The organism is Sphingomonas sp. P2_B6, from assembly GCF_056404755.1.
In genome coordinates, this window is record NZ_JBFUDK010000005.1 from 244571 (window position 1) to 265217 (window position 20647).

Consider the following 20647-nt stretch of genomic DNA (forward strand, 5'->3'; position numbering starts at 1 on the left):
ATACCGCCAACGAGCGGCAGGGAGAGTGGGGATGGCTGATTCAGAACGTCTGGCGCGCATTGCGGCGGACCCCCGATACCTGGCGCTGACGCGACAGCGCGGCCGGTTCACCTGGACGCTGACCTGCGTGATGCTCGCTGCCTATTTCGGCTTCATCTTGCTCATCGCCTTCGACAAGAGCGCGCTTGCCGCGCCGATCGGATCGGGCGTGACATCGGTCGGCATTCCGGTCGGGCTCGGCGTGATCCTGCTCGCGATCGGGCTGACCGGGCTGTATGTGCGCCGCGCCAATCGCGACTACGACGCGCTGGTGCAGAGCCTGGTCGAGAGCAAGGGCGAATGACCCTCGCCCGCGCCGCCGCGCCCATTGTCGCTATCGCCTCCGCCGCCCTGCTGATCGCCACTCCTGCCCTGGCGGACGGCGTGGCGGGCCAGACGGTGCAGCAGGCGACCAACTGGACCGCGATCACCATGTTCGCGGCCTTCGCGATCCTGACGCTCGGCATCACCCGCTGGGCGGCGCGGCGCACGCGCACCGCGTCCGATTTCTACACTGCCGGCGGCGGCATCACCGGGTTCCAGAACGGGCTGGCCATTGCCGGCGACTACATGTCGGCGGCGAGCTTCCTCGGCATCTCGGCGCAGATCTTCGCGGATGGCTATGACGGGCTGATCTATTCGATCGGTTTCCTCGTCGGCTGGCCGATCATCCTGTTCCTGATGGCGGAGCGGCTCCGCAATCTCGGGCGCTATACCTTTGCCGATGTCGCCTCGTTCCGCTTCGCGCAGACGCCGGTCAGGACCTTCGCGGCGCTGAGCACACTGGTCGTCGTGCTGTTCTATTTGATCGCGCAGATGGTCGGCGCGGGGCAGCTGATCAAATTGCTGTTCGGCCTGCGCTACGAATATGCCGTCGTCATCGTCGGCGTGATGATGACGCTGTACGTGCTGTTCGGCGGCATGACCGCGACGACCTGGGTGCAGATCATCAAGGCGGTGCTGCTGCTCGGCAGCGCGAGCTTCATGGCGTTCATGGTGCTGGCCCAGTTCGGCTTCTCGCCCGAGGCGCTGTTCGCGCGCGCCGTGCAGGTGAAGACCGATCTCGCCGTGGCGACCGGCCTGTCGGGCGCGGAAGCGGCGACGCGCGGGCGATCGATCATGGGGCCGGGCAATTTCATCAAGGATCCGGTCTCGGCGATCTCGTTCGGCATGGCGCTGATGTTCGGCACCGCCGGCCTGCCACACATATTGATGCGCTTCTTCACCGTGCCCGATGCCCGGGCGGCGCGCAGCTCGGTGCTGTGGGCGACGGGGTGGATCGGCTATTTCTACCTGCTGACCTTCATCATCGGTTTCGGCGCGATCGTGCTGGTGGCGACCGATCCCGGCTATCTCGACGCGACCGGGGCCTTGCGCGGCGGCAGCAACATGGCGGCGATCCATCTGGCGCAGGCGATCGGGGGCAACATCTTTCTCGGCTTCGTCTCGGCCGTGGCGTTCGCGACGATCCTGGCGGTGGTCGCGGGGCTGACCCTGTCGGGCGCCTCGGCGGTGAGCCACGATCTCTACGCGACGGTGTTCCGGAAAGGTGCGGCCGATTCAGCGGCCGAGCTGCGCGTGTCGCGGCGGACGGTGCTGGTGCTGGCGGTGGTCGCGATCCTGCTCGGCATCTTGTTCGAGAAGCAGAATGTCGCGTTCATGGTGAGCCTGGCCTTCGCGCTGGCGGCATCGGGCAATTTCCCGGTGCTGTTGCTCTCGCTGCTGTGGAAGGGCTGCACGACGCGGGGCGTGGTGGTCGGCGGATCGGTCGGGCTGGTGACGGCGCTGGTGCTGACGATCCTGTCGCCGGCGATCTGGGTCGCGATCCTGCATCACGACAAGGCGATCTTCCCTTATTCGTCGCCGGCGATCTTCACGGTGCCGCTGGCGTTCTTCACGATCTGGCTGGTGTCGGTGCTCGATACGTCCGCGCGGGCGGCGGTGGATCGAGGGGCGTATCTCGAGCAGCGGGTGCGGTCGGAGACGGGAATCGGGGCGGCCGGGGCTTCCAGCCACTGACCGCTCCCTCCGTCGTGCCGGACTTGTCCGGTGGTACCTACTTTACTTGTTCCCCGGCGAAGGCCGGGGCCCAGTTGGGGGACGCCTATAAACTGGCGCCCCGCTTCACAACGATAGCCTTCCCGACTGGGCCCCGGCCTTCGCCGGGGAACGAGTAGGTACATGCTTCAGCGGGACCGCCACCGAACAGGTCCGAGTTGACGGCGTGGCGCAGGCGGCGGATCAGTCCGCCGCCGCCTCGACCGACTTCGCCCCCCACAGCGCATAGAAGAGCACATAGAGCTCACACGCCGCGGTCAGCAGGAAGGACAGTTGCAGGCCGTACGCATCGGCCAGCCAGCCATGCACGATCACCAGCGCGCCGCCGGCGATGGCCATGATCAGCAGGCCCGATCCTTCCTCGGTCAGCGGGCCGAGGCCGCGGATGCCGAGGGTGAAGATCGTGGGGAACATGATCGAGTGGAACAGCCCGACCGAGATCAGCGCCCACATCGCAATCGGACCGGTGGTGAAGGTCGCGATGAGCATCACGACCAGCGCTCCCACGCTGAACGCCGCGAGCACGGTTTCGGCCGGGATACGCTGCATCAGATAGCTGCCGAGGAAACGCCCGACCATCATCCCGCCCCATAGCAGGAAGAGATAATGCGAGGCCTGTTCGTGCGTCAGATTGCCGATCTCCGGCGCGGAGACGAAGTTGATGAACAAATTGCCGACGCCGATCTCGGCGATCAGGTAGATGAAGATCGCCGGTACGCCGAACACCAGGTTGCGGTGACGCCACAGGCTGTGGCCGTGCCGTGCCTCGCGCGCCTGGCCGCGGGTCGAGGCGTTCATGTCGGGGAGTTTGAAGCGCGCGATCACCACCGCGAGCACGACCAGCACCGCGGCGACAATCAGATAGGGCAGCTGCACCGATTGCGCGTCGGCCAGCCGCTCCGCCGGGGTCAGCACCGCGCCCGCTGCCGCAGTGCCCGAGGTGCTGCGCCCGAGGATCAGATAGCCGCCGAACAGGGGCGCCAAGGTCGTGCCCATCGAGTTGAACGCCTGGACCAGGTTCAAGCGCGACGAGGAGGTTTCGGGCGATCCGATCACCGCAACATAGGGGTTGGCCGCGACCTGCAGCAAGGTGATGCCGGCGGCGATGATGAACAGGGCCGCGAGCACGACGCCATAGGAGGGGATCATCGAGGCGGGGACCATCAGCACCGCGCCGAAGGCCATGATGATCAGGCCGGCGACGATCGAGCGCTTGTATCCGATCCGCTCGATCAGCATCGCCGAGGGGATCGAAGCGAAGAAATAGGCGATGAACCAGACCGATTCGATCAGGGTTGTCTGGGTATAATTGAGATCGAACACGCTGCGCAGATGCGGCAGCAGCGTGCCGTTGATCACGGTGATGAACCCCCACATGAAGAACAGGGTGGCGAGCAGGCTGAGCGTTGCCCGGTAGCCGGGGCCCGCGCCGGCGCCTGCCCCCAGCGGCGCCGTCGTATTGAGTATCGGTCCCGCCATTTTCACGTCCTCTGCTGCATCGCTTGTTTTTTGTCTGAGTATATGTAAGCAAAATCGCGGTCAACGGCGCCGGTTCGAGCAGCCGTGGTGGAGGGCGATTTTTCATGCAGAAGGTTTTGATCATGCTGGCGGCGATTGGAACCCTTGGCGTGGCCGCCGAGGCCCATGCCGCCTCCGCGGCGCGCGAGACCGTAGGCGAGGTCGGCGGCGCGAAGGTCGAGGCGATCACCCTGTCCAATGCCAAGGGCGTGACGGCGCGCATCCTGAGCTATGGCGCCACGCTGCAATCGCTGGTCGCGCCCGACCGCGACGGCAAGCCGGCCGATGTGGTGCTCGGTTACGACGATCTCGCCGGCTATGTCGACAAGCCCAATTATTTCGGCGTGACCGTCGGCCGCTATGCCAACCGCATCGCCAGGGGGCAGTTCGCGATCGACGGCAAGACCTATCAGTTGCCGATCAACAATGCGCCCAATTCGCTGCACGGCGGGACCAAGGGCTTCGACAAGGTGGTGTGGCGCGTCGTCTCGGTCGAGAACGGGCCCGTGGCGCGCGTGACCTTCGGCTATGTCAGCCCGGACGGCGACCAGGGCTATCCCGGCAAGCTCGACGTGACCGTCACTTACGGCCTCGACGAGAAGGGATCGCTGTCGATCGAGTACAGGGCGTCGAGCGACAAGCCGACCATCGTCAACATGACCAACCACGCGATCTTCGATCTGGGCGGCGAAGGGTCGCCGATGGGCGCGATGGGTCACAGGCTGACCATGCCGGCAAAAGCCTATACCCCGGTCGACGCCACCCTGATCCCGACCGGCGAGCTGCGCCCGGTCCAGGGCAGTGTCTTCGATTTCCGCAAGCCGCGCGTGCTGGCCGAGGGCCTGCGTGACGGGCGCGACACGCAGATCGTCGCGGGCCGCGGCTACGACCATAATTTCGCGATCGATGCCGGGCTGACCGCCGAGCCCAAGCTGGCCGCGCGGCTCGAGGACCCCGTCTCCGGCCGGGTGCTCGAAGTGCTCAGCACCGAGCCCGGACTGCAACTCTATACCGGCAATTTCCTCGACGGCACGCTGGTCGGCAAGCACGGCCATGTCTATCGCATGGGTGACGGCGTCGCGATGGAGCCGCAGAAATTCCCCGATACGCCCAACCAGCCGGCCTTCGGCTCGGCACGGGTCGATCCGGGCAAGCCTTATCGCCACCTGATGATCTACCGCGTCTCGGTGGCGCCACGCTGATGACGACACCACCACCTTCTGGGCTGCGTTCGCGCGCCTGGTTCGACAACCCCGCGAACATCGACATGACGTCGCTCTATATCGAGCGCTACATGAATTTCGGCCTGTCGCAGGAGGAGCTGCAATCGGGCAAGCCGATCATCGGCATCGCCCAGACCGGGTCAGACCTTTCCCCCTGCAACCGCCATCACCTCGTGCTGGCCGAGCGGCTGCGCGAAGGCATTCGCGAAGCGGGCGGCATCGCGATCGAATTCCCGGTCCATCCGATCCAGGAGACGGGCAAGCGCCCGACCGCGGGGCTGGACCGCAACCTCGCTTATCTGGCGCTGGTCGAGGTGCTATACGGCTATCCGCTCGACGGCGTSGTGCTGACSATCGGYTGCGACAAGACCACGCCGGCCTGCCTGATGGCGGCGGCGACGGTGAACATCCCCGCCATCGCGCTGTCGGTCGGGCCGATGCTCAACGGCTGGCACAAGGGCGAACGCACTGGATCCGGCACGATCGTGTGGAAGGCGCGCGAGCTGCTCGCGGCGGGCGAGATCGACCATGCCGGCTTCGTCAAGCTCGTCGCCTCGTCGGCCCCCTCGACCGGCTATTGCAACACCATGGGCACGGCGACGACGATGAACTCGCTGGCCGAGGCGCTCGGCATGCAGCTGCCCGGATCGGCGGCGATCCCCGCCCCCTATCGCGACCGGCAGGAAGTGGCGTGGCGCACCGGCAAGCGCATCGTCGAGATGGTCGCCGAGGATCTGAAACCCAGCGACATCCTGACGCGCGACGCCTTCACCAACGCGATCGTGGTCAATTCCGCGATCGGCGGATCGACCAATGCGCCGATCCATCTCGCCGCGATCGCGCGCCATATCGGCGTCGACCTGCCGCTCGACGACTGGCAGACGCACGGCCACAAGGTGCCGCTGATGGTCAACCTGCAACCGGCGGGCGAATATCTCGGCGAGGATTTCTATCATGCGGGCGGCGTGCCCGCGGTGGTGGCCGAGCTGATGAAGCAGGGGCTGATCCGCGAGGACGCGATCACCGCCAATGGCAGGACGATCGGCGACAATTGCCGTGACGCGACGATCGAGGACGCCGATGTGATCCGCCCCTTCGCCGAGCCGCTGATGGCGGATGCGGGCTTTGTCGTGCTCAAGGGCAATCTGTTCGACGCGGCGATCATGAAGACCAGCGTGATCAGCCCCGAATTCCGCGCGCGCTACCTGTCCGACCCGAACGATCCCGACGCGTTCGAAGGCCCCGCGGTCGTGTTCGACGGGCCCGAGGATTATCACGCGCGCATCGACGATCCGGCGACCGGCATCACGGACCGGACGCTGTTGTTCATGCGCGGCGCCGGGCCGATCGGGTATCCGGGTGCGGCGGAAGTCGTGAACATGCGCCCGCCCGCCTATCTGATCCGCGAAGGCGTGCACGCCCTGCCCTGCATCGGCGACGGGCGGCAATCGGGCACGTCGGGCTCGCCCTCGATCCTCAACGCCTCACCCGAGGCGGCGGCCAATGGCGGCCTGGCGCTGATCCGCACCGGCGACCGGGTGCGCATCGACCTGCGCGCCGGCACGGCCAATGTACTGATCGACGATGCGGAGCTGGCCGAGCGCCGCCGCGCGCTGATGGCGGCGGGCGGCTATGCCTATCCCGCCTCGCAGACGCCGTGGCAGGAGATCCAGCGTGCGATCGTCGGCCAGCTGGATAGCGGCGCGATCCTGGAAGGGGCTGATCAATATCAGCGGATCGCCCAGACGCGCGGGTTGCCGCGGGATAATCACTAACCATCCGGTTGGGAGTCCAGCCGACCATTCTCCGTTCGTGTCGAGCGAAGTCGAGACACATTGGCTGGGCATTGCGCAGGTTTCTCGACTTCGCTCGAAACGAACGGTGTTGAGGTCAATCCACCGAACCGTCATGCCGACTTGTCCATCCATGACCCCATCGGCGCCGCAGCCCTTGCGTTTGCGTTTGCGGGCCGATGGCCCCCGGAACACGTCCGCGGTGACGGTATTGACTGAGGCTAAGACGCCTTTCCAACCCAAAAAAAGGGCCGGCGCGAAGGCCGGCCCGGAGGGGGGAGGAGAGGAAAGGGTTCAGAATTTGGAGCGGACGCCGAACAGGACCTGGCGGCCGGGATAATAGACGCTGTAGGTCGCGTTTTCGTAGCCGAAGGTCGTGCGGAGCGGCGCGTTGGTGATGTTCAGCACGTCGAGCGTCAGGCGGAACGCCTTGTTCAGGAACGGCAGTTCGTACCCGGCGGACAGATCGAGCTGGCCGCGCGCATCGCTGATCAGGCCGACCGGCAGATTGTTCTGCGGGCCGTTCGCCGCCACCGTCTTGTCGTTCCAGACATAGTTGACGCTGATCGAGACGCCGTGCCCTTCGTAGAAGCCCTGGAGGTTGTAGCTCCACGGCGCCACGCCCGGCGCGAACAGGCCGCTCGACGAGCTCTGCTTGATATAGGTCACGTTGGCTGAGGCACCGAGACCCTTCACCGCGAAGTCGAGCGGCTGGACCCAGGTGCCCTCGATGCCGTCGAGCACCAGATTCTGCAGATTGACCGGCCGGTTGACCGTCACCGTCGCGACATTCGGGCCGCCGCGCAGGTCGATCGCCTGCTGCTGCGTGGTGTTGAGGTCGCTATAGTTGATGCCGAGCGAGGTGAACGGCACGGTCGACTGCTGCGTCACGGTGAAGCCGTCGACATTCTTGTGGAACGCCGCGAAGCCGACATAGCCGATGCCGCCGGTATAATATTCGCCGCCGATATCGATATTGTTCGAGGTGTAGGGCTTCAGATCCGGGTTGCCCGCGGTCGCGATCTGCGCCGACGGATCGGAGAAGGTCAGGCCCGGCAGCAACTGGCTGGCATCGGCACGCGTCATGCTGCGCGAGGCGGCGACGCGCAGCTTGATCCGGCTGGTCAGGTCATAGGTCGCGTTGAATGAGGGCAGGAACTCGTCATAGCCGGTCTTCAGTGTGACATCGACCAGGCCCGTCGCGGTCTGGGTCGGGCCGACCACCGTCTGGTTGGTGTGGACGTAGCGGATGCCGGCATTGATGTGCAGATCATTGCCCGCGACCGTCGCGACGGCATTGGTCTCGGCATAGGCGCCGAAGGTCTTTTCCGCGATGTCGCCGGTCGCGCCGCCGGTCACCGCGCCGCTGCTCTCCGGCGCGCTGTCGCGGAAGGACGCATAGTTGGTGGCCTTTTCCAGCGCCGCCAGATTGGGGATGATCATGCTGGTATAGCCGACGCTGCCATCGGCGAGATGGCCGAAATTGTCGACGCTCCAGCGCGACAGATATTGCGCCACCGCCGAATTCGGCACCGAGCCGGTCAGGCCGTTGCAGGTCGCGCCGCACACCGAGGTCTGGAAGGCGATGCTGTTGTCATAGGCGCGGATCGAGCGCGAGGCCTCGTCATAGGCCAGGCCGAACTTGAAGTTGGTCGTCTTGTCGCCGATCGTCGTGTCGAGATGCGCCCCCTTGGTGGTCGTCTCGCGGCGGACATTCTGCACGTTCACGCGGTACCATTGCCAGCCGAGATTGGGATCGCCCAGGTCGCGGTTGGTGGTGATGATCGGCTGCGCGGCGCCGGTGCTGTTGTCATAGGTGACCTCCAGGCCGGATTCGCGCGGCGTCTGGAAATCGAACTGGGGCTGTTCGCGGAAGAAGGTCGAATGGCCGTAATTGAGCTGCGCGTCGATCTTCACGTTATCGGCCGGCTGCCACGAGACGTTCGGGTTCACGTTCCAGAACTCGGTGGTCTGGTGGAACACGTCATTCTCCAGGAAGAAGCTGGAGTTGGCGAAGGTGCCCTTGGTCACGACATTGTTCTGATCGACCGTCAGGCCGATCGGGACCATGCCGCCGGTCGAGGTCGGCGAGGTGCCGGGCCCGGAGTTGCGGACATACCAGTTCATGTTGAGCCGGTAATAATCGCGGATCGACTTGGCGTAGATGGCGTCGACGGCGAAGCTGAGCGTGTCGCTCGGCCGCCATTCGACCGACGCCAGCGCCGAGATGCGCGAGCGCGTGCCGTCAGTGAAGCTGTTGCGGCCGAGCCGCGGGATGATCGCCTTGGAAAGCTGGTCGAGCGACAGGCCCGAGGTCGCGGCGAGATCGAGCGGGGTGCCCGGGGTCAGGCCGTGGCCGACATTGTTCGGCGTGACCGACGCATAGGAGAACCCGTTGCCGCCTGCATTGCAGCTGGCGGTCGGGCAGGTGAGATTGGCATCGGTCCAGCCGATCGTTTCGAAGCCGTCGATCCGCGTCTTGGTCTGCACGCCCGAGACGCCGATCAGCACGCCGAAATTGTCCCAGGTCTTGCTGGCGACGATCGCGCCGCGCGGGCTGACCTGCTGGTTGCTATCGGTATATTGGCCCTGCGCGATCACGGTGACGTGCTGGCCGGGATTGTCGAACGGGCGCGCGTTGCGCAGGTTGACGGTGCCGGCGATGCCGCCCTCGAGCGTCGAGGCGACCGGGCTCTTCGCCACGTCGAGGCGGGTGAACAGCTCCGACGGGAAGAAGTCGAGATCGACCTCGCGGTTCGAATTGCCGCCATTGGTGCCGCCGTCCGAGGCGATCGCGATCTGCGTGTTGTTGAGCAGCACCTTGGAGAAGCTGGGGCCGAGGCCGCGGATCGAGACCTGCAGGCCCTCGCCGTTGATGTCGCGGTTGAGCTTCACACCTGGCATGCGGTTCAGCGTTTCGGCCAGGTTGGTCGCGGGCAGTTTGCCGATGTCCTCGGCGAAGATCGAATCGCCGAAGGCGACGGCGTTCTTCTTGGCGTTGGTCGCGCTGCGCAGCGAGGCGCGGATGCCGGTGACGACGATGTCGTCCCCCGTTGCGTCGTCGGGGTTCGTCGGATTGGTTTCTTGCGACGCGGCAGCGTCGGGCGCAGTATTTATACTCTGAGTATTTACGACCGGAGCGGCCGTTTCCTGTGCCGAGGCAGTTCCAGCGATCGTCAGGGCACCGATACCGGTGGCGGCCAGCAGGGCGGTCCGCAGGGACTGATTACGCAGGAACATAATGATTTACCTCTCCGAAGGCGCCCGCTCGTCGACGGATCGCCTGATTGCACAAAGCGCTGGTAGCGCTACCAATCCGGGCCGCTAATTGTCTGGGTAAAATCTGTCAAGCAGCGATGTTCGGTTGAGCGCAGAACCGGAACGCATCGTCTCTTTGCGCGATGCAGCGCCGTCGCGACCTCCGGCAAGAGGCCGCCCGGAGCGCGGGCAATAGCGATAGCGTTACCTCGAGGCCATGCTCTTCAGCACGATCGTGGCGTCCTTGAGCGCCCCGGACCGGGCACGCAGGGTGATCGTCCCGGTCTTGCCGACCCTGGCCCGCACCACCACCAGCGCGAGGCCGTTGAACGCCTTGCGGGTCGGCGACTGGAACGACTCGAAGCTGGTCGGATCGCCATTGTCAGTCGCGACGATCTCGCCCGGCCCTTCGACCGTGAAGGTCACCGGATCGTCGGCGCGCGGCACGGTGAGCCCGTCCTTGTCGGTGATGCGCACGGTGACGAAGGACAGATCGCGGCCATCGGCGTCGATCTGCGCGCGGTCGGGCGTCGCCTCGAGCGCGGCGGGCGCGCCCGCGGTCTTCACCACCTCGGTCGCCCAGGGCTTGCCGCCCTTCCAGGTGACGACCTTCAACTCGCCGGGCGCATAGGTGACATAGTCCCAGCGGAAACGATATTCATAGGGCGCGCGGGTCTTCTTGCCCTGCGACTTGCCGTTGACGAACAATTCCGCTTCGTCGGCCGAGCTGAACACATGGACCGGCGTCACCTGCCCTTCGCGACCGGGCCAGGTCCAATGCGGCAGGACATGCGCGAACTTCAGTTCCGGGCGCCAGCGCGCCTGATAGAGCCAGAAGCGATCCTTCTTGAAACCCGCCAGATCGATGATGCCCGAATAGGAGCTGCGCGCGGCATAATAGGGCGTCGGCTCGCCGAGATAGTCGAAGCCGGTCCAGACAAATTCGCCCGCGACGAACGGGTTCTGGTCGTTCGAGGCGAAGACGCGGTCGGGCGAGGAGCCGAAATCGGCGGCATGCAGCTCATAGGCGCTGACCTGCATCCGGTCCGGGTCGCCGCCCGAGCCCGGCCGCACCGGGCCGCTGATCGCACCGGCCACCGGGAAGAGATATTCGCCGCGGCTGCTGAGCGCGGAGGCGCTTTCGGTGCTCAGGATCACCTTGTCGGGATATTTCGCATGAAAGGCCGCGAACTGGCCGGGATAGGCGCGGACGCCGGTGCCCTGATAGTTGAGGCCGATCACGTCGACCGTCCCGGGCAGCGCCATGTCCGGCTTGGCATAGTTCATCGCGGTGGTGGTCGGGCGAGTCGGATCCTCCTCGCGGACGATCTGGACCAGCCCGCGCGAGATCGCGGCGCCCTCCTCCGCGGTATATTGCTCACCGACTTCGTTGCCGACGCTCCACAGGACGACCGACGGATTGTTGCGGTCGCGGCGCAGCATCGCGCGCAGGTCCGCCTCGTGCCAGTCGGGGAAGATCAGGTGGAAATCGAGCGGGGTCTTCTTGCGCTCCCACACGTCGAACACTTCGTCTATCACCAGCAGGCCCATGCGATCGGTCAGCTTGAGCAGTTCGGGCGCGGGCGGATTGTGGCTCATGCGGACCGCGTTGACGCCCATCTCCTGCAGCAGTTCGAGCTGCCGCTCCGCCGCGCGCACGTTGAACGCCGCGCCGAGCGCGCCGAGATCGTGATGATTGTTGACGCCCTTCAGCTCGATACGCTCGCCATTGACGAACACGCCCTTGTTCGCGTCGAAAGTGACGGCGCGAATGCCGAACGGAGTCTCGTAACGATCGACCGGCTTGCCGCCCAGCGTCACGGTGGTGACGGCGACATAGCGGTTGGGCTGCTGCGTCGGCGGCGGGCCCCAGAGGCGCGGATTGGCGAGGCTGGTCGCGCCCGCGATCCTGGCGCTGCCGCCTGCGGCGATGCGCGTGTTGGCGGGCGCGATGCGGGCGACGACGGCGCCCGTCTTCCGGCCGGCGGCATCGAGCGCATAAATGTCGGTGCGCACGCTCGCATTCGCCTCGACGCGGGACTCATTGTCGAGCGAGACGTCGAGCGCGATTATCGCCTTGTCCTTCGCGACGTCGGGCGTGGTCACGCGCGTGCCCCATTGGCCGACATGGACGGGATTCGCCTTGGTCAGCCACACATTCCGGTAGAGCCCGCCGCCGGGATACCAGCGCGCCGATTCGGGCGGATTGTCGAGGCGGATGACCAGTTCGTTCCTGCCGCCGAAGGCGAGATAGGGTGTCAGGTCGAGCCGCCAGCCATTATAGCCATAGGGCCAGCCGCCGACGAGCTTGCCGTTCAGCCAGACCGCCGAATAGGACATGGCGCCCTCGACATCGAGGAACACCGACTTGCCCTTGTCGCGCGCGGGAATATCGAGCGCCTTGCGGTACCAGCCAATGCCCCAGCTCTCCAGCCGGCCCATGCCGCCATAGGGACCGGTCTTCAGGAAAGGCCGCTCGATCGCCCAGTCATGCGGGAGCGTCACTTTCTGCCAGGCGCTGTCGTCGAAGCCAGCCTGGACGAAGGAGACGTCGCTGCCGGGGTTGCCCGCGGGCCGAACGTGGCGCTTCGCCGGATCGCGGATAAAGGCATTGGCGCTGGGCAGGATCCAGGGCTTGAGCACGGACTGGGCGACGGCGGTGACGGCCCTGGCTTCGTCGGGCTTCGCATCGGCTGCCTTGCCGTCCTCGCTCTTCCCGATCTCGGGCCGCACGTCATAGGACAGGCCGGTGACGCCTGCGGGGTCGCCCATATGGAAACGCCAGCCGCTGTTGATCGGGACGCGCTCGCGCGGGGCGGTCTGGGCCTGGGCGCCCGACAGCGCGAGCGTTGCCGTGACCATCAGCGTGGACAGCCGCGCCAGGGTTCGAGCCAGATTTGCCACGACATCTTCTCCACGCACGGCGACCCTGGCGGTCGCGCCCTTCCCGGAACGGCGGGACGCTATGGCGCGCGACGCGAACGGGTCAAGAAATTTGTAGGAGTTATTCTTCCCCTATTTGCCTTCCTAGGCGGAGGTGCGGGCCCAGATAGGGGACGTCGATAAACGGATGCTGCGCGTCGTCACAAGCGCTTTCCCAACTGGGCCCCGGCCTTCGCCGGGGAAGAAAAAGGAAGAAAGGAAGGCCTCACGCCCCACCCGGCTCCATCGACAATTCCGTATCCTCCAGCGCGCGGCGGATCAGCTCCGCCATCGCGGCGCGGGCCGCATCCGGGTTCGCATCGGCGATCGCGTCGTACAGCGCCTGATGCTCGGGCAAGGGATCGCGCGGCAGCTTGCGGTTGCGCTGCTTGAAGATGGTGGTCCAGCCGACCGCCGCCGCAATGGTGCTGGAGAGCGTGGTCAGCGGCTCGTTGCGCGTCGCCTCGAGGACCAGATGATGGAATTGCTGGTCCGCCGCGCGGCCCTCGGGCGTGGCGAGGCCGTAGCGCCCCATCTCTTCCAGCGCATGGCCCATCTGCGCCAGCTCGCGGCCCGTGCGGCGTTCCGCCGCGACGGCGGCCGCAGCAGGCTCGACGATCATGCGCAGCTCGAACAGGCTACGGATGAAGCCCTCGCTCGGTTCGCCCTCGAACATCCAGGCAAGCACATCGGGGTCGAGCAGGTTCCATCGGCTGCGCGGGCTGACGCTGGTGCCTGCCTTGGGGCGGCTTTCGACCAGTCCCTTGGCCATCAGCATGCGCACTGCCTCGCGGTACACGCTGCGCGATACCTGGAGCTGCTCGGCGAATTCGATCTCGCCCGGCAGCACGTCGCCCGGCTTGTACACGCCCGTGACGATCTGGACGCCGAGATCATGCGCGATCGTGCCGTGGATCCGGCGCCCTTTTGGTTGCTTTCCCGGCGTCACCTGTCCCCCATCCACCTTCTCCCTGTCCGGCCCTTCCGTCGTCGCAGAAAGGCTCGTCCGTCGATAGCCTATAGCATTCGTATCCGAACATCACGTGCCGGCTCGATCGCGATCGGATTACGCGCCGGCAGGCGGAAAGGCGGCGCCTCGACCTCGAAGACATCGCCCGGCTCGGTGCGGATCCCTTCCGAGAAGGACAGGGTCGCCGTGCCGAAGAAATGGACATGCACGTCGCCGGGATGGCGGAACAGGTCATATTTGAAATGATGGTGCTCGAGATTGGCGATGCTGTGCGACATGTTCGCCTCGCCCGTCACGAAGGGGCGTTCCCACAGGGTCTCGCCGTTCCGCACGATGCGGCTGGTGCCGCGGATATCCTCGGGCAGGCCGCCGAGCAGCAATTCCGGGCCGAGCGCCGCCGCGCGCAGCTTCGAATGGGCGAGCCACAGATAATTGCCGCGCTCGGTGACGTGATCGGAGAATTCATTGCCGATCGCGAAGCCGAGCCGGACCGGATTGCCGTCCGCATCGATCAGATAGATGCCGGCGATCTCCGGCTCCTCGCCCGCGTCGAGCGCGAAGGCGGGGGAGCGAAGCGGCGCGCCGGGTGCCGTCAGTTGCTCGCCATTGCCCTTATAGAACCATTCGGGCTGCGCGCCCGTCTCGCCGGCGGCAGGTTTGCCGCCCTCGACGCCCATCAGGAACATGCGCATCGAATCGGTCTGCTGCGCTGCCTCGGTCATCGACCGGTGCATCTTGTCGCGCCCCTCGGCCGAGCCGAGATGGGTGAGGCCGGTGCCGGTGAGCAGCAGATGCGCCGGATCCTGGTGGTCGATCGGTGACAACAAAGTGACCGAGTCGAGATCGACCACGCCCGCGTCGCCCGTCTGTGCCGCCTGCTCGGCGAGCGTCACGCCCGCCGCGAGCGCCGCCTCGGCCAGCGCACGGATGCTCTCGACCCCGGCCAGTTGCCGCGGCGATTCCGTGCCGCGCAGCACGGCCACGCCACGCGTGCCTCTGCCATTGATGAACTGCACGAGCGACGTTCGCATGACCCTCTCCTGATTAGCGCTTGCGTAATCATATACTCAGACAATAAGCTAAAGCCAGCCGTCTTAAACGGCATCTTTGAGAGGATCGGGGCGATGGCGGCGATGGGACGGTTGAAAAGGGTTGCGCGGATCGCGCTGGCGGCGGCGCTGGCGCTCGGATCGGGCACTGCCTGGGCACAGGCGAAAGAGGCGAGCATCACCGTGCATGCCGACAAGCCCGGCCCGAAGGTGCAGCGCGAGATTTTCGGCCAGTTCGCCGAGCATCTCGGCACCGGCATTTATGGCGGACTGTGGGTCGGCAGGAACTCGCGCATCCCCAATACCGATGGTTTTCGCAACGACGTGATCGCGGCGCTCCGTGCGATCAAGGTGCCGCTGATCCGCTGGCCGGGCGGCTGTTTCGCCGACGAATATCATTGGCGCGAGGGCGTCGGCACGAAGCGTCCCGTGAAGGTCAACACCCATTGGGGCGGCGTGACCGAGCCCAATGCGGTCGGCACGCACGAGTTCATGAACTTCACCGAAGCGGTCGGCGCGGAGGCTTATGTCTCCGGCAATGTCGGCAGCGGCACGCCGCAGGAAATGGCCGACTGGGTCGAATATATGACCTCGCCGACCAGTTCGACGCTCGCCAACGAACGCCGCGCGAACGGCCGCAAGGAGCCGTGGAAGCTCCCCTATTTCGGGCTGGGCAACGAGCTGTGGGGCTGTGGCGGCAATATGAGCCCGCAATATGCCGCCGACGTGACCAAGCGCTATTCGACCTTCGTCAAAGTCCCGCAAGGGACGAAGACGCTGAAGATCGCCAGCGGCGCCAGCGACTCCAATTACGACTGGACCGAAGTGATGATGCGCGAGACGGGGCGCACCATCGACGGCATCGGGGTGCATTATTACACCGTGCCGGACACCTGGCAGAAAAAGGGTTCGGCGACCGGATTCGACGAAGCGGACTGGGCGAAGACCCTGTCCAAGACGCTGCTGATGGACGAGTATGTCACCAAGCACAGCGCGATCATGGACAAGTACGATCCTGCAAAGCGCGTCTGGCTGGCGGTCGACGAATGGGGCACCTGGTACGATCCGACGCCGGGCAGCAATCCCGGATTCCTGCAGCAGCAGAATAGCCTGCGCGATGCGCTGGTCGCGGCGATCAACCTCAATATCTTCACCCGCCATGCGGACCGCGTGAAGATGGCCAATATCGCCCAGATGATCAACGTGCTGCAGGCGATGATCCTGACCGACGGCGACAAGATGGTGGTGACGCCGACCTATCAGATATTCGGCATGTACGTGCCGTGGCAGGACGCGACGCAATTACCCGTCGACCTGACCAGCCCCTGGTACAACAAGGACCAGTGGGCGATGCCCTCGCTGAGCAGTTCGGCGGTACGCGGTGCGGACGGCGTGGTGCATGTCTCGCTGGCCAATCTCGATCCGGTGAATGCGCTGACCGTGACCCTGAACGTCGATGGCAGCACGGCATCGACCGTGACCGGCAGCGTGCTGACCGCCGACCGGATCGACGCGCATAATCGCATCGGCGAGCCGCTGGCGGTTGCGCCGCGCGACATCGCGCCGGTAACGGTGACGGGCGGCAAGGCAGTGCTGACCCTGCCGGCCAAATCGGTGACCGTCGTGGCGCTGAAGTAAGGAGCGTTGATGCTGCCGATCGCCATTGTCGGATTGGGCAAGATCGCCCGGGATCAGCATGTCCCGGCGATCCGTGCCGACGCCCGCTTCCAGCTTGTCGGGGCGGTCGATCCGCATGCACCGCCCGGCGAGGTGCGGATCTATCCCGATCTGCCCGCGCTGCTCGCGGCCAATGCGCCGGCCGCGGTGGCGATCTGCACCCCGCCCTTCGCCCGCGTTACGGCGGCGCGAGAGGCGATCGCGGCGGGGCTGCACGTGCTGCTGGAAAAGCCGCCCGGGCTGACCGTCGACGAGGTGACCGGGCTGGAGGCGCTGGCGCGCGACGCGGGCCTCACCCTGTTCACCGCCTGGCATTCGCAGGAAGCGGCCGGGGTCGACCCGGCGCGCGCCTGGCTGGCGGGGCGGACGATCGACGCGGTTCGGGTGACCTGGAAGGAAGACATCCGCGTCTGGCATCCCGGGCAGGAATGGATCCTGGAAGCGGGCGGCTTCGGCGTGTTCGATCCGGGGATCAACGCGCTGTCGATCCTGACCGATATCCTGCCAGCACCGCTGACGGTGGAGTCGGCCGGGCTGGACGTGCCGGCGGGTCGGTCGCAGCCGATCGCCGGGACGCTGGCGCTGCGCAGCGGCGCGGTGCCGGTCTCGGTCACGCTCGATTTCCTGCATGAGGGCGTGCAGCGCTGGGACATCGAGATCGATACGCCCGACGGCATGCTGAAGCTGGCGATGGGTGGCGCAGAGCTGACCATTGCGGGCGAGGCGATTCCGGTGGGGGCGAATGTGGAATATCCGCGGCTTTATGCGCGCTTCGCCGAGCTGGTGGCGCGGGGGGAGAGCGATGTGGATCTGGCGCCGTTGCGGCTGGTGGCGGAGGCGCTCGAGGTTGGAGTGCGGCGTGAGGTTGAGGCGTTCGCGTTCGCCTGACCTTACCGTCATGCTGGACTTGTTCCGGCATCCATTCTGCGGCGGGGCGCAGCCCACATCGTGGAGCGAAGCGCCCGAACCACGATGGCCCCCGGAACAAGTCCGGGATGACGGTGAGGGGTTAGGCGGCGCGTTCTGCAATCAATCCTCCGAATGGGCCGAATGCCCAGCCATCAATGTTGCCCACTTGCTCGATCACCTTCCATGAGTCCGCATCCTCAGGCGCCCACCCCCGCGCTTCCGCCGAGAAGTTGAACACGCACAACAGCCGTTGCCCGTCCGACTCCCGCTCGAACGCGAGTAGCGTCTCCGATGCCTCGACGAACCGGATCGCCCCGGTCCGCAGTGCCTCATTCGCCTTACGCATCGCCAGCAGCCGCCGGGTGAGTGCCAGCATCGACGCCCCGTCCCTTTCCTGCCGGTCGACCGCCAGCGCCGCATGGTCCGGGCCGAAGGGAAGCCATGGCTCCACCGCCGAGAAGCCCCGCCCCGCTTCCCCGGCCGCCCAGGGTATCGGCGTGCGGGCGCCGTCGCGGCCGAGGGTCAGGGGCCAGTTGGCGATCGCTTCGGGATCGCGCAGGCGGTCGAACGGAATGTCGACCTGGGTGAGACCGAGCTCCTCGCCCTGATACAGGAAGATGTTGCCGCGCAGCGCCACGAGCAGCAGCATCTTCATCCGCGCGAACGCCGCCTCATGCCCCGGCGGCGCCCAGCGCGAGACCGCGCGGGGCGCGTCGTGATTTTCGAACGCCCAGCTCGGCCAGCCCATGCCGGGCGTATCGGGCCAGCGTTCCAGCACGTCGCGGACCAGCGCCGGCGTCAGCGTCTTCGCATAGAGGAAGTTGAAACCGTAGGCCGTGTTCAACCGGTGATCGCCTTGCGTGAAGCTCTGCATCTCGGGCTCGACATCGGGGCCGCCGACCTCCGCCACGGTGAAGCGATCCGGATAGCGATCGGTCAGCGCGCGGACGCGTTCGAGGAACAGCGGAATATCCGGGTGCGACTGGTTGTGGATATGGAACTGGAAATCGAACGAGCGGGTGCGGCGGCTGTTGCCGAGACGCGCGGGGTTGTCGCGCAGCGCGGGATCGACCATCGCGCAGCTGATCGCGTCGAGCCGAAAGCCGTCCACCCCGCGCTCGAGCCAGAAGCGCGCGACGTCGAGCAATGCGTCCTGCACGGCAGGCAGATGCACGTTGAGCTGCGGCTGGCTGCTGAGGAAATTGTGCATGTAATATTGGCCGCGCCGTGCGTCCCAGGTCCAGGCCGGACCACCGAACACGGATTGCCAGTTGTTGGGCGGCGTCCCGTCGGCCCTGGCATCGGCCCAGACATACCAGTCGTGGCGCGGGTTGGTGCGGTCGGACCGGCTCTCGGCGAACCATGCATGCTCGTCGGAGGTGTGGGCATAGACCTGGTCGACGATCACCTTAAGCCCGAGGCCATGGGCGCGGGCGACCAGCGCGTCGAAGTCGGCCAGCGTGCCGAACAGCGGATCGACGCCGCAATAATCGGATATGTCGTAACCGAAATCCTTCATCGGCGACGGGTAGAAGGGCGACAGCCACACTGCATCGACGCCCAGCGATGCGACATGACCCAGATGCGCAGTGATGCCGGCAAGATCGCCCACGCCGTCGCCGTTCGAATCGGCGAAGCTGCGCGGATAGATCTGGTAGATCGCTGCGCCGCGCCACCATGCGCTCGTCTCGTCCGATCGCGTCACAGCCCCTCCCCTACGGTTTCCGTCCTTTTGCGCGCCGCCCCGGGCTGAAAGCAACGGCCATACGCGAACGGGGATTGCCGCGACGCCAAGTCACTGACATCCTGACCGGCAGAAAACAAAAAATAGACATGCAGGGGTGGACAGAGTGACCGGACGGCCGCGCCAGTCCTTGGCCGGACTGTGGAATATTTCGTTCGGATTCTTCGGGATCCAGGTCGCGTTCGGCCTGCAGAACGCGAATATCAGCCGCATCTTCCAGTCGCTCGGCAGCGATGTCGACAGCCTTGCCCTGTTCTGGATCGCCGGGCCGATCACCGGCCTGATCGTTCAGCCGCTGATCGGGCATTTCAGCGACCGCACCTGGGGGCGGTTCGGGCGGCGGCGGCCCTATTTCCTGGTCGGGGCGCTGCTCGCCGCGCTGGCGCTGATCGGCATGCCGCATGCGCCGGTGCTGCTCGCCGCGGCATTGCTGCTCTGGGTGCTCGACGCCGCGATCAACGTGTCGATGGAGCCGTTCCGCGCCTTTGTCGGCGACATGGTCGGCCCGGCGCAGCGCACCATGGGCTATGCCTTTCAGACCGCGTTTATCGGCGCGGGCGCCGTGCTCGGCTCGCTCGCGCCCTTCGCGATCACCGCGCTCGGGGCAAGCAATGTCGCGCCGCCCGGCGTGATCCCCGATGCGGTGCGCTACGCCTTTTATCTCGGCGCGGCGGCGATCCTCTCCGCCGTGCTGTGGACCGTGACCGCCACGCGCGAATATCCGCCCGAGGCGCTGCGTGTCTTTGCCGGGGAGGATGCGACGCCGGCGCCCGATGACGGGAAAGCGGGCGATGACGGGAAAGCGGGCAATGCCGTGGCGCAGATCCTGCGCGATATCGTGCACATGCCCGGAGAGATGAAGCGGCTGGCGGTCGTCCAGCTCTTCTCCTGGTCGGCGCTGTTCATCATGTGGGTCTACACCACGCCGGTGGTGACCCGATACGTCTTCGGATCGACCGATCCATCGTCGAAAGCCTATAATGACGGCGCCGACTGGGTCGGCATCCTGTTCTCCGTCTATAATGGTGTGGCGGTGCCCGCCGCCTTTCTGCTGCCGCTGCTGGTGCGACGCATCGGCTGCGCGCGGACTCACATGATCTGCCTGCTGATCGGCGCGGCCGGCTATACCGCGATGCTGGGCATCCACGACGCGCAGATGCTGATCCTGCCGATGATCGCGATCGGCGTGGCCTGGGCGTCGATCCTGACCATGCCCTATGCGATGCTGGCGAACGCGCTGCCAACGGGCAAGCTCGGCGTCTATATGGGCATCTTCAATTTCTTCATCGTGCTGCCGCAGCTGTTCATCGCGCTCGTGATGGGTCCGGTGATCCACCGATTCTTCCCGACCGAGCCGATCTGGACGATCGCGATCGCGGCCATGCTGATGGCGTTCGCCGCCGTGGCGATGCTGCGCCTGAGCGACCAGCCGCAAGAAGCCACCGGAATCAGCGCGGATCCGAAGATGGCGCTTTGACAATCCTATA

The 20647-nt window shown here is 66.0% G+C and carries 13 protein-coding genes; 7 read left to right on the forward strand and 6 right to left on the reverse strand.

Going from position 1 to position 20647, the window contains the following annotated elements; translation table 11 throughout:
• The first annotated feature begins 31 nt into the window (after positions 1–31).
• Positions 32–343 carry a DUF485 domain-containing protein gene (locus tag AC1DX5_RS09930; protein ID WP_465170737.1) on the forward strand — a complete coding sequence of 104 codons (312 nt, stop codon included), beginning with the start codon at positions 32–34 and terminating at the stop codon, positions 341–343.
• The gene (locus tag AC1DX5_RS09935; protein WP_478015171.1) at positions 340–2058 is read left to right on the forward strand and encodes a cation acetate symporter; all 1719 of its coding nucleotides are present in this window, start codon (positions 340–342) and stop codon (positions 2056–2058) included. Before AC1DX5_RS09930 ends, AC1DX5_RS09935 begins: the two co-directional genes overlap by 4 nt.
• A gap of 222 nt (positions 2059–2280) precedes the next feature.
• On the opposite strand, the gene AC1DX5_RS09940 is transcribed toward AC1DX5_RS09935, so the two are convergent.
• The gene (locus tag AC1DX5_RS09940; RefSeq protein WP_478015172.1) at positions 2281–3576 is read right to left on the reverse strand and encodes a sugar MFS transporter; all 1296 of its coding nucleotides are present in this window, start codon (positions 3574–3576) and stop codon (positions 2281–2283) included.
• A gap of 104 nt (positions 3577–3680) precedes the next feature.
• Between AC1DX5_RS09940 and AC1DX5_RS09945 the strand changes: the two genes are divergently transcribed.
• Both AC1DX5_RS09945 and AC1DX5_RS09950 read left to right on the forward strand, forming a co-directional pair.
• Positions 3681–4817, forward strand: coding sequence for an aldose epimerase family protein (locus AC1DX5_RS09945; RefSeq protein ID WP_478015174.1), 1137 nt, complete (start codon positions 3681–3683; stop codon positions 4815–4817).
• Positions 4817–6613, forward strand: a complete 1797-nt coding sequence (locus AC1DX5_RS09950) for an IlvD/Edd family dehydratase (RefSeq protein WP_465170741.1) — start codon at positions 4817–4819, stop codon at positions 6611–6613. The genes AC1DX5_RS09945 and AC1DX5_RS09950 overlap by 1 nt, the downstream gene beginning before the upstream one ends.
• Positions 6614–6925: 312 nt before the next feature.
• Here AC1DX5_RS09950 and AC1DX5_RS09955 read toward each other — a convergent pair whose 3' ends face one another.
• The 4 genes from AC1DX5_RS09955 to araD1 form a co-directional block, all read right to left on the reverse strand.
• A complete protein-coding gene (locus AC1DX5_RS09955) occupies positions 6926–9871 on the reverse strand; it encodes a TonB-dependent receptor (RefSeq protein WP_478015176.1) in 2946 nt (981 codons plus the stop codon).
• A gap of 222 nt (positions 9872–10093) precedes the next feature.
• Positions 10094–12793: a beta-galactosidase GalB gene (gene galB / locus AC1DX5_RS09960; protein ID WP_478015178.1), complete on the reverse strand. Its 2700-nt coding sequence runs from the start codon at positions 12791–12793 to the stop codon at positions 10094–10096.
• A 244-nt stretch (positions 12794–13037) separates the two neighbouring features.
• Positions 13038–13760 (reverse strand): FadR/GntR family transcriptional regulator, encoded by a 723-nt coding sequence (locus AC1DX5_RS09965; RefSeq protein ID WP_465174902.1) that lies wholly within the window; start codon positions 13758–13760, stop codon positions 13038–13040.
• Between the two features lie 68 nt (positions 13761–13828).
• Positions 13829–14812 (reverse strand): AraD1 family protein, encoded by a 984-nt coding sequence (araD1, locus tag AC1DX5_RS09970; protein ID WP_478015180.1) that lies wholly within the window; start codon positions 14810–14812, stop codon positions 13829–13831.
• Between the two features lie 93 nt (positions 14813–14905).
• Between araD1 and AC1DX5_RS09975 the strand changes: the two genes are divergently transcribed.
• Complete coding sequence (locus tag AC1DX5_RS09975; RefSeq protein WP_478015181.1) at positions 14906–16468, forward strand: alpha-N-arabinofuranosidase; 1563 nt, start codon at positions 14906–14908, stop codon at positions 16466–16468.
• 9 nt (positions 16469–16477) lie between these two features.
• Positions 16478–17395, forward strand: a complete 918-nt coding sequence (locus AC1DX5_RS09980; protein WP_478015183.1) for a Gfo/Idh/MocA family protein — start codon at positions 16478–16480, stop codon at positions 17393–17395.
• A 121-nt stretch (positions 17396–17516) separates the two neighbouring features.
• Here AC1DX5_RS09980 and AC1DX5_RS09985 read toward each other — a convergent pair whose 3' ends face one another.
• A complete protein-coding gene (locus AC1DX5_RS09985; RefSeq protein WP_465174906.1) occupies positions 17517–19121 on the reverse strand; it encodes an alpha-glucosidase family protein in 1605 nt (534 codons plus the stop codon).
• Between the two features lie 145 nt (positions 19122–19266).
• Here AC1DX5_RS09985 and AC1DX5_RS09990 point away from each other — a divergent pair, with 145 nt between their 5' ends.
• On the forward strand, positions 19267–20637 hold the full coding sequence (locus AC1DX5_RS09990) for an MFS transporter (RefSeq protein ID WP_465174907.1): 1371 nt from the start codon (positions 19267–19269) through the stop codon (positions 20635–20637).
• The last annotated feature ends 10 nt before the right edge of the window (positions 20638–20647 follow it).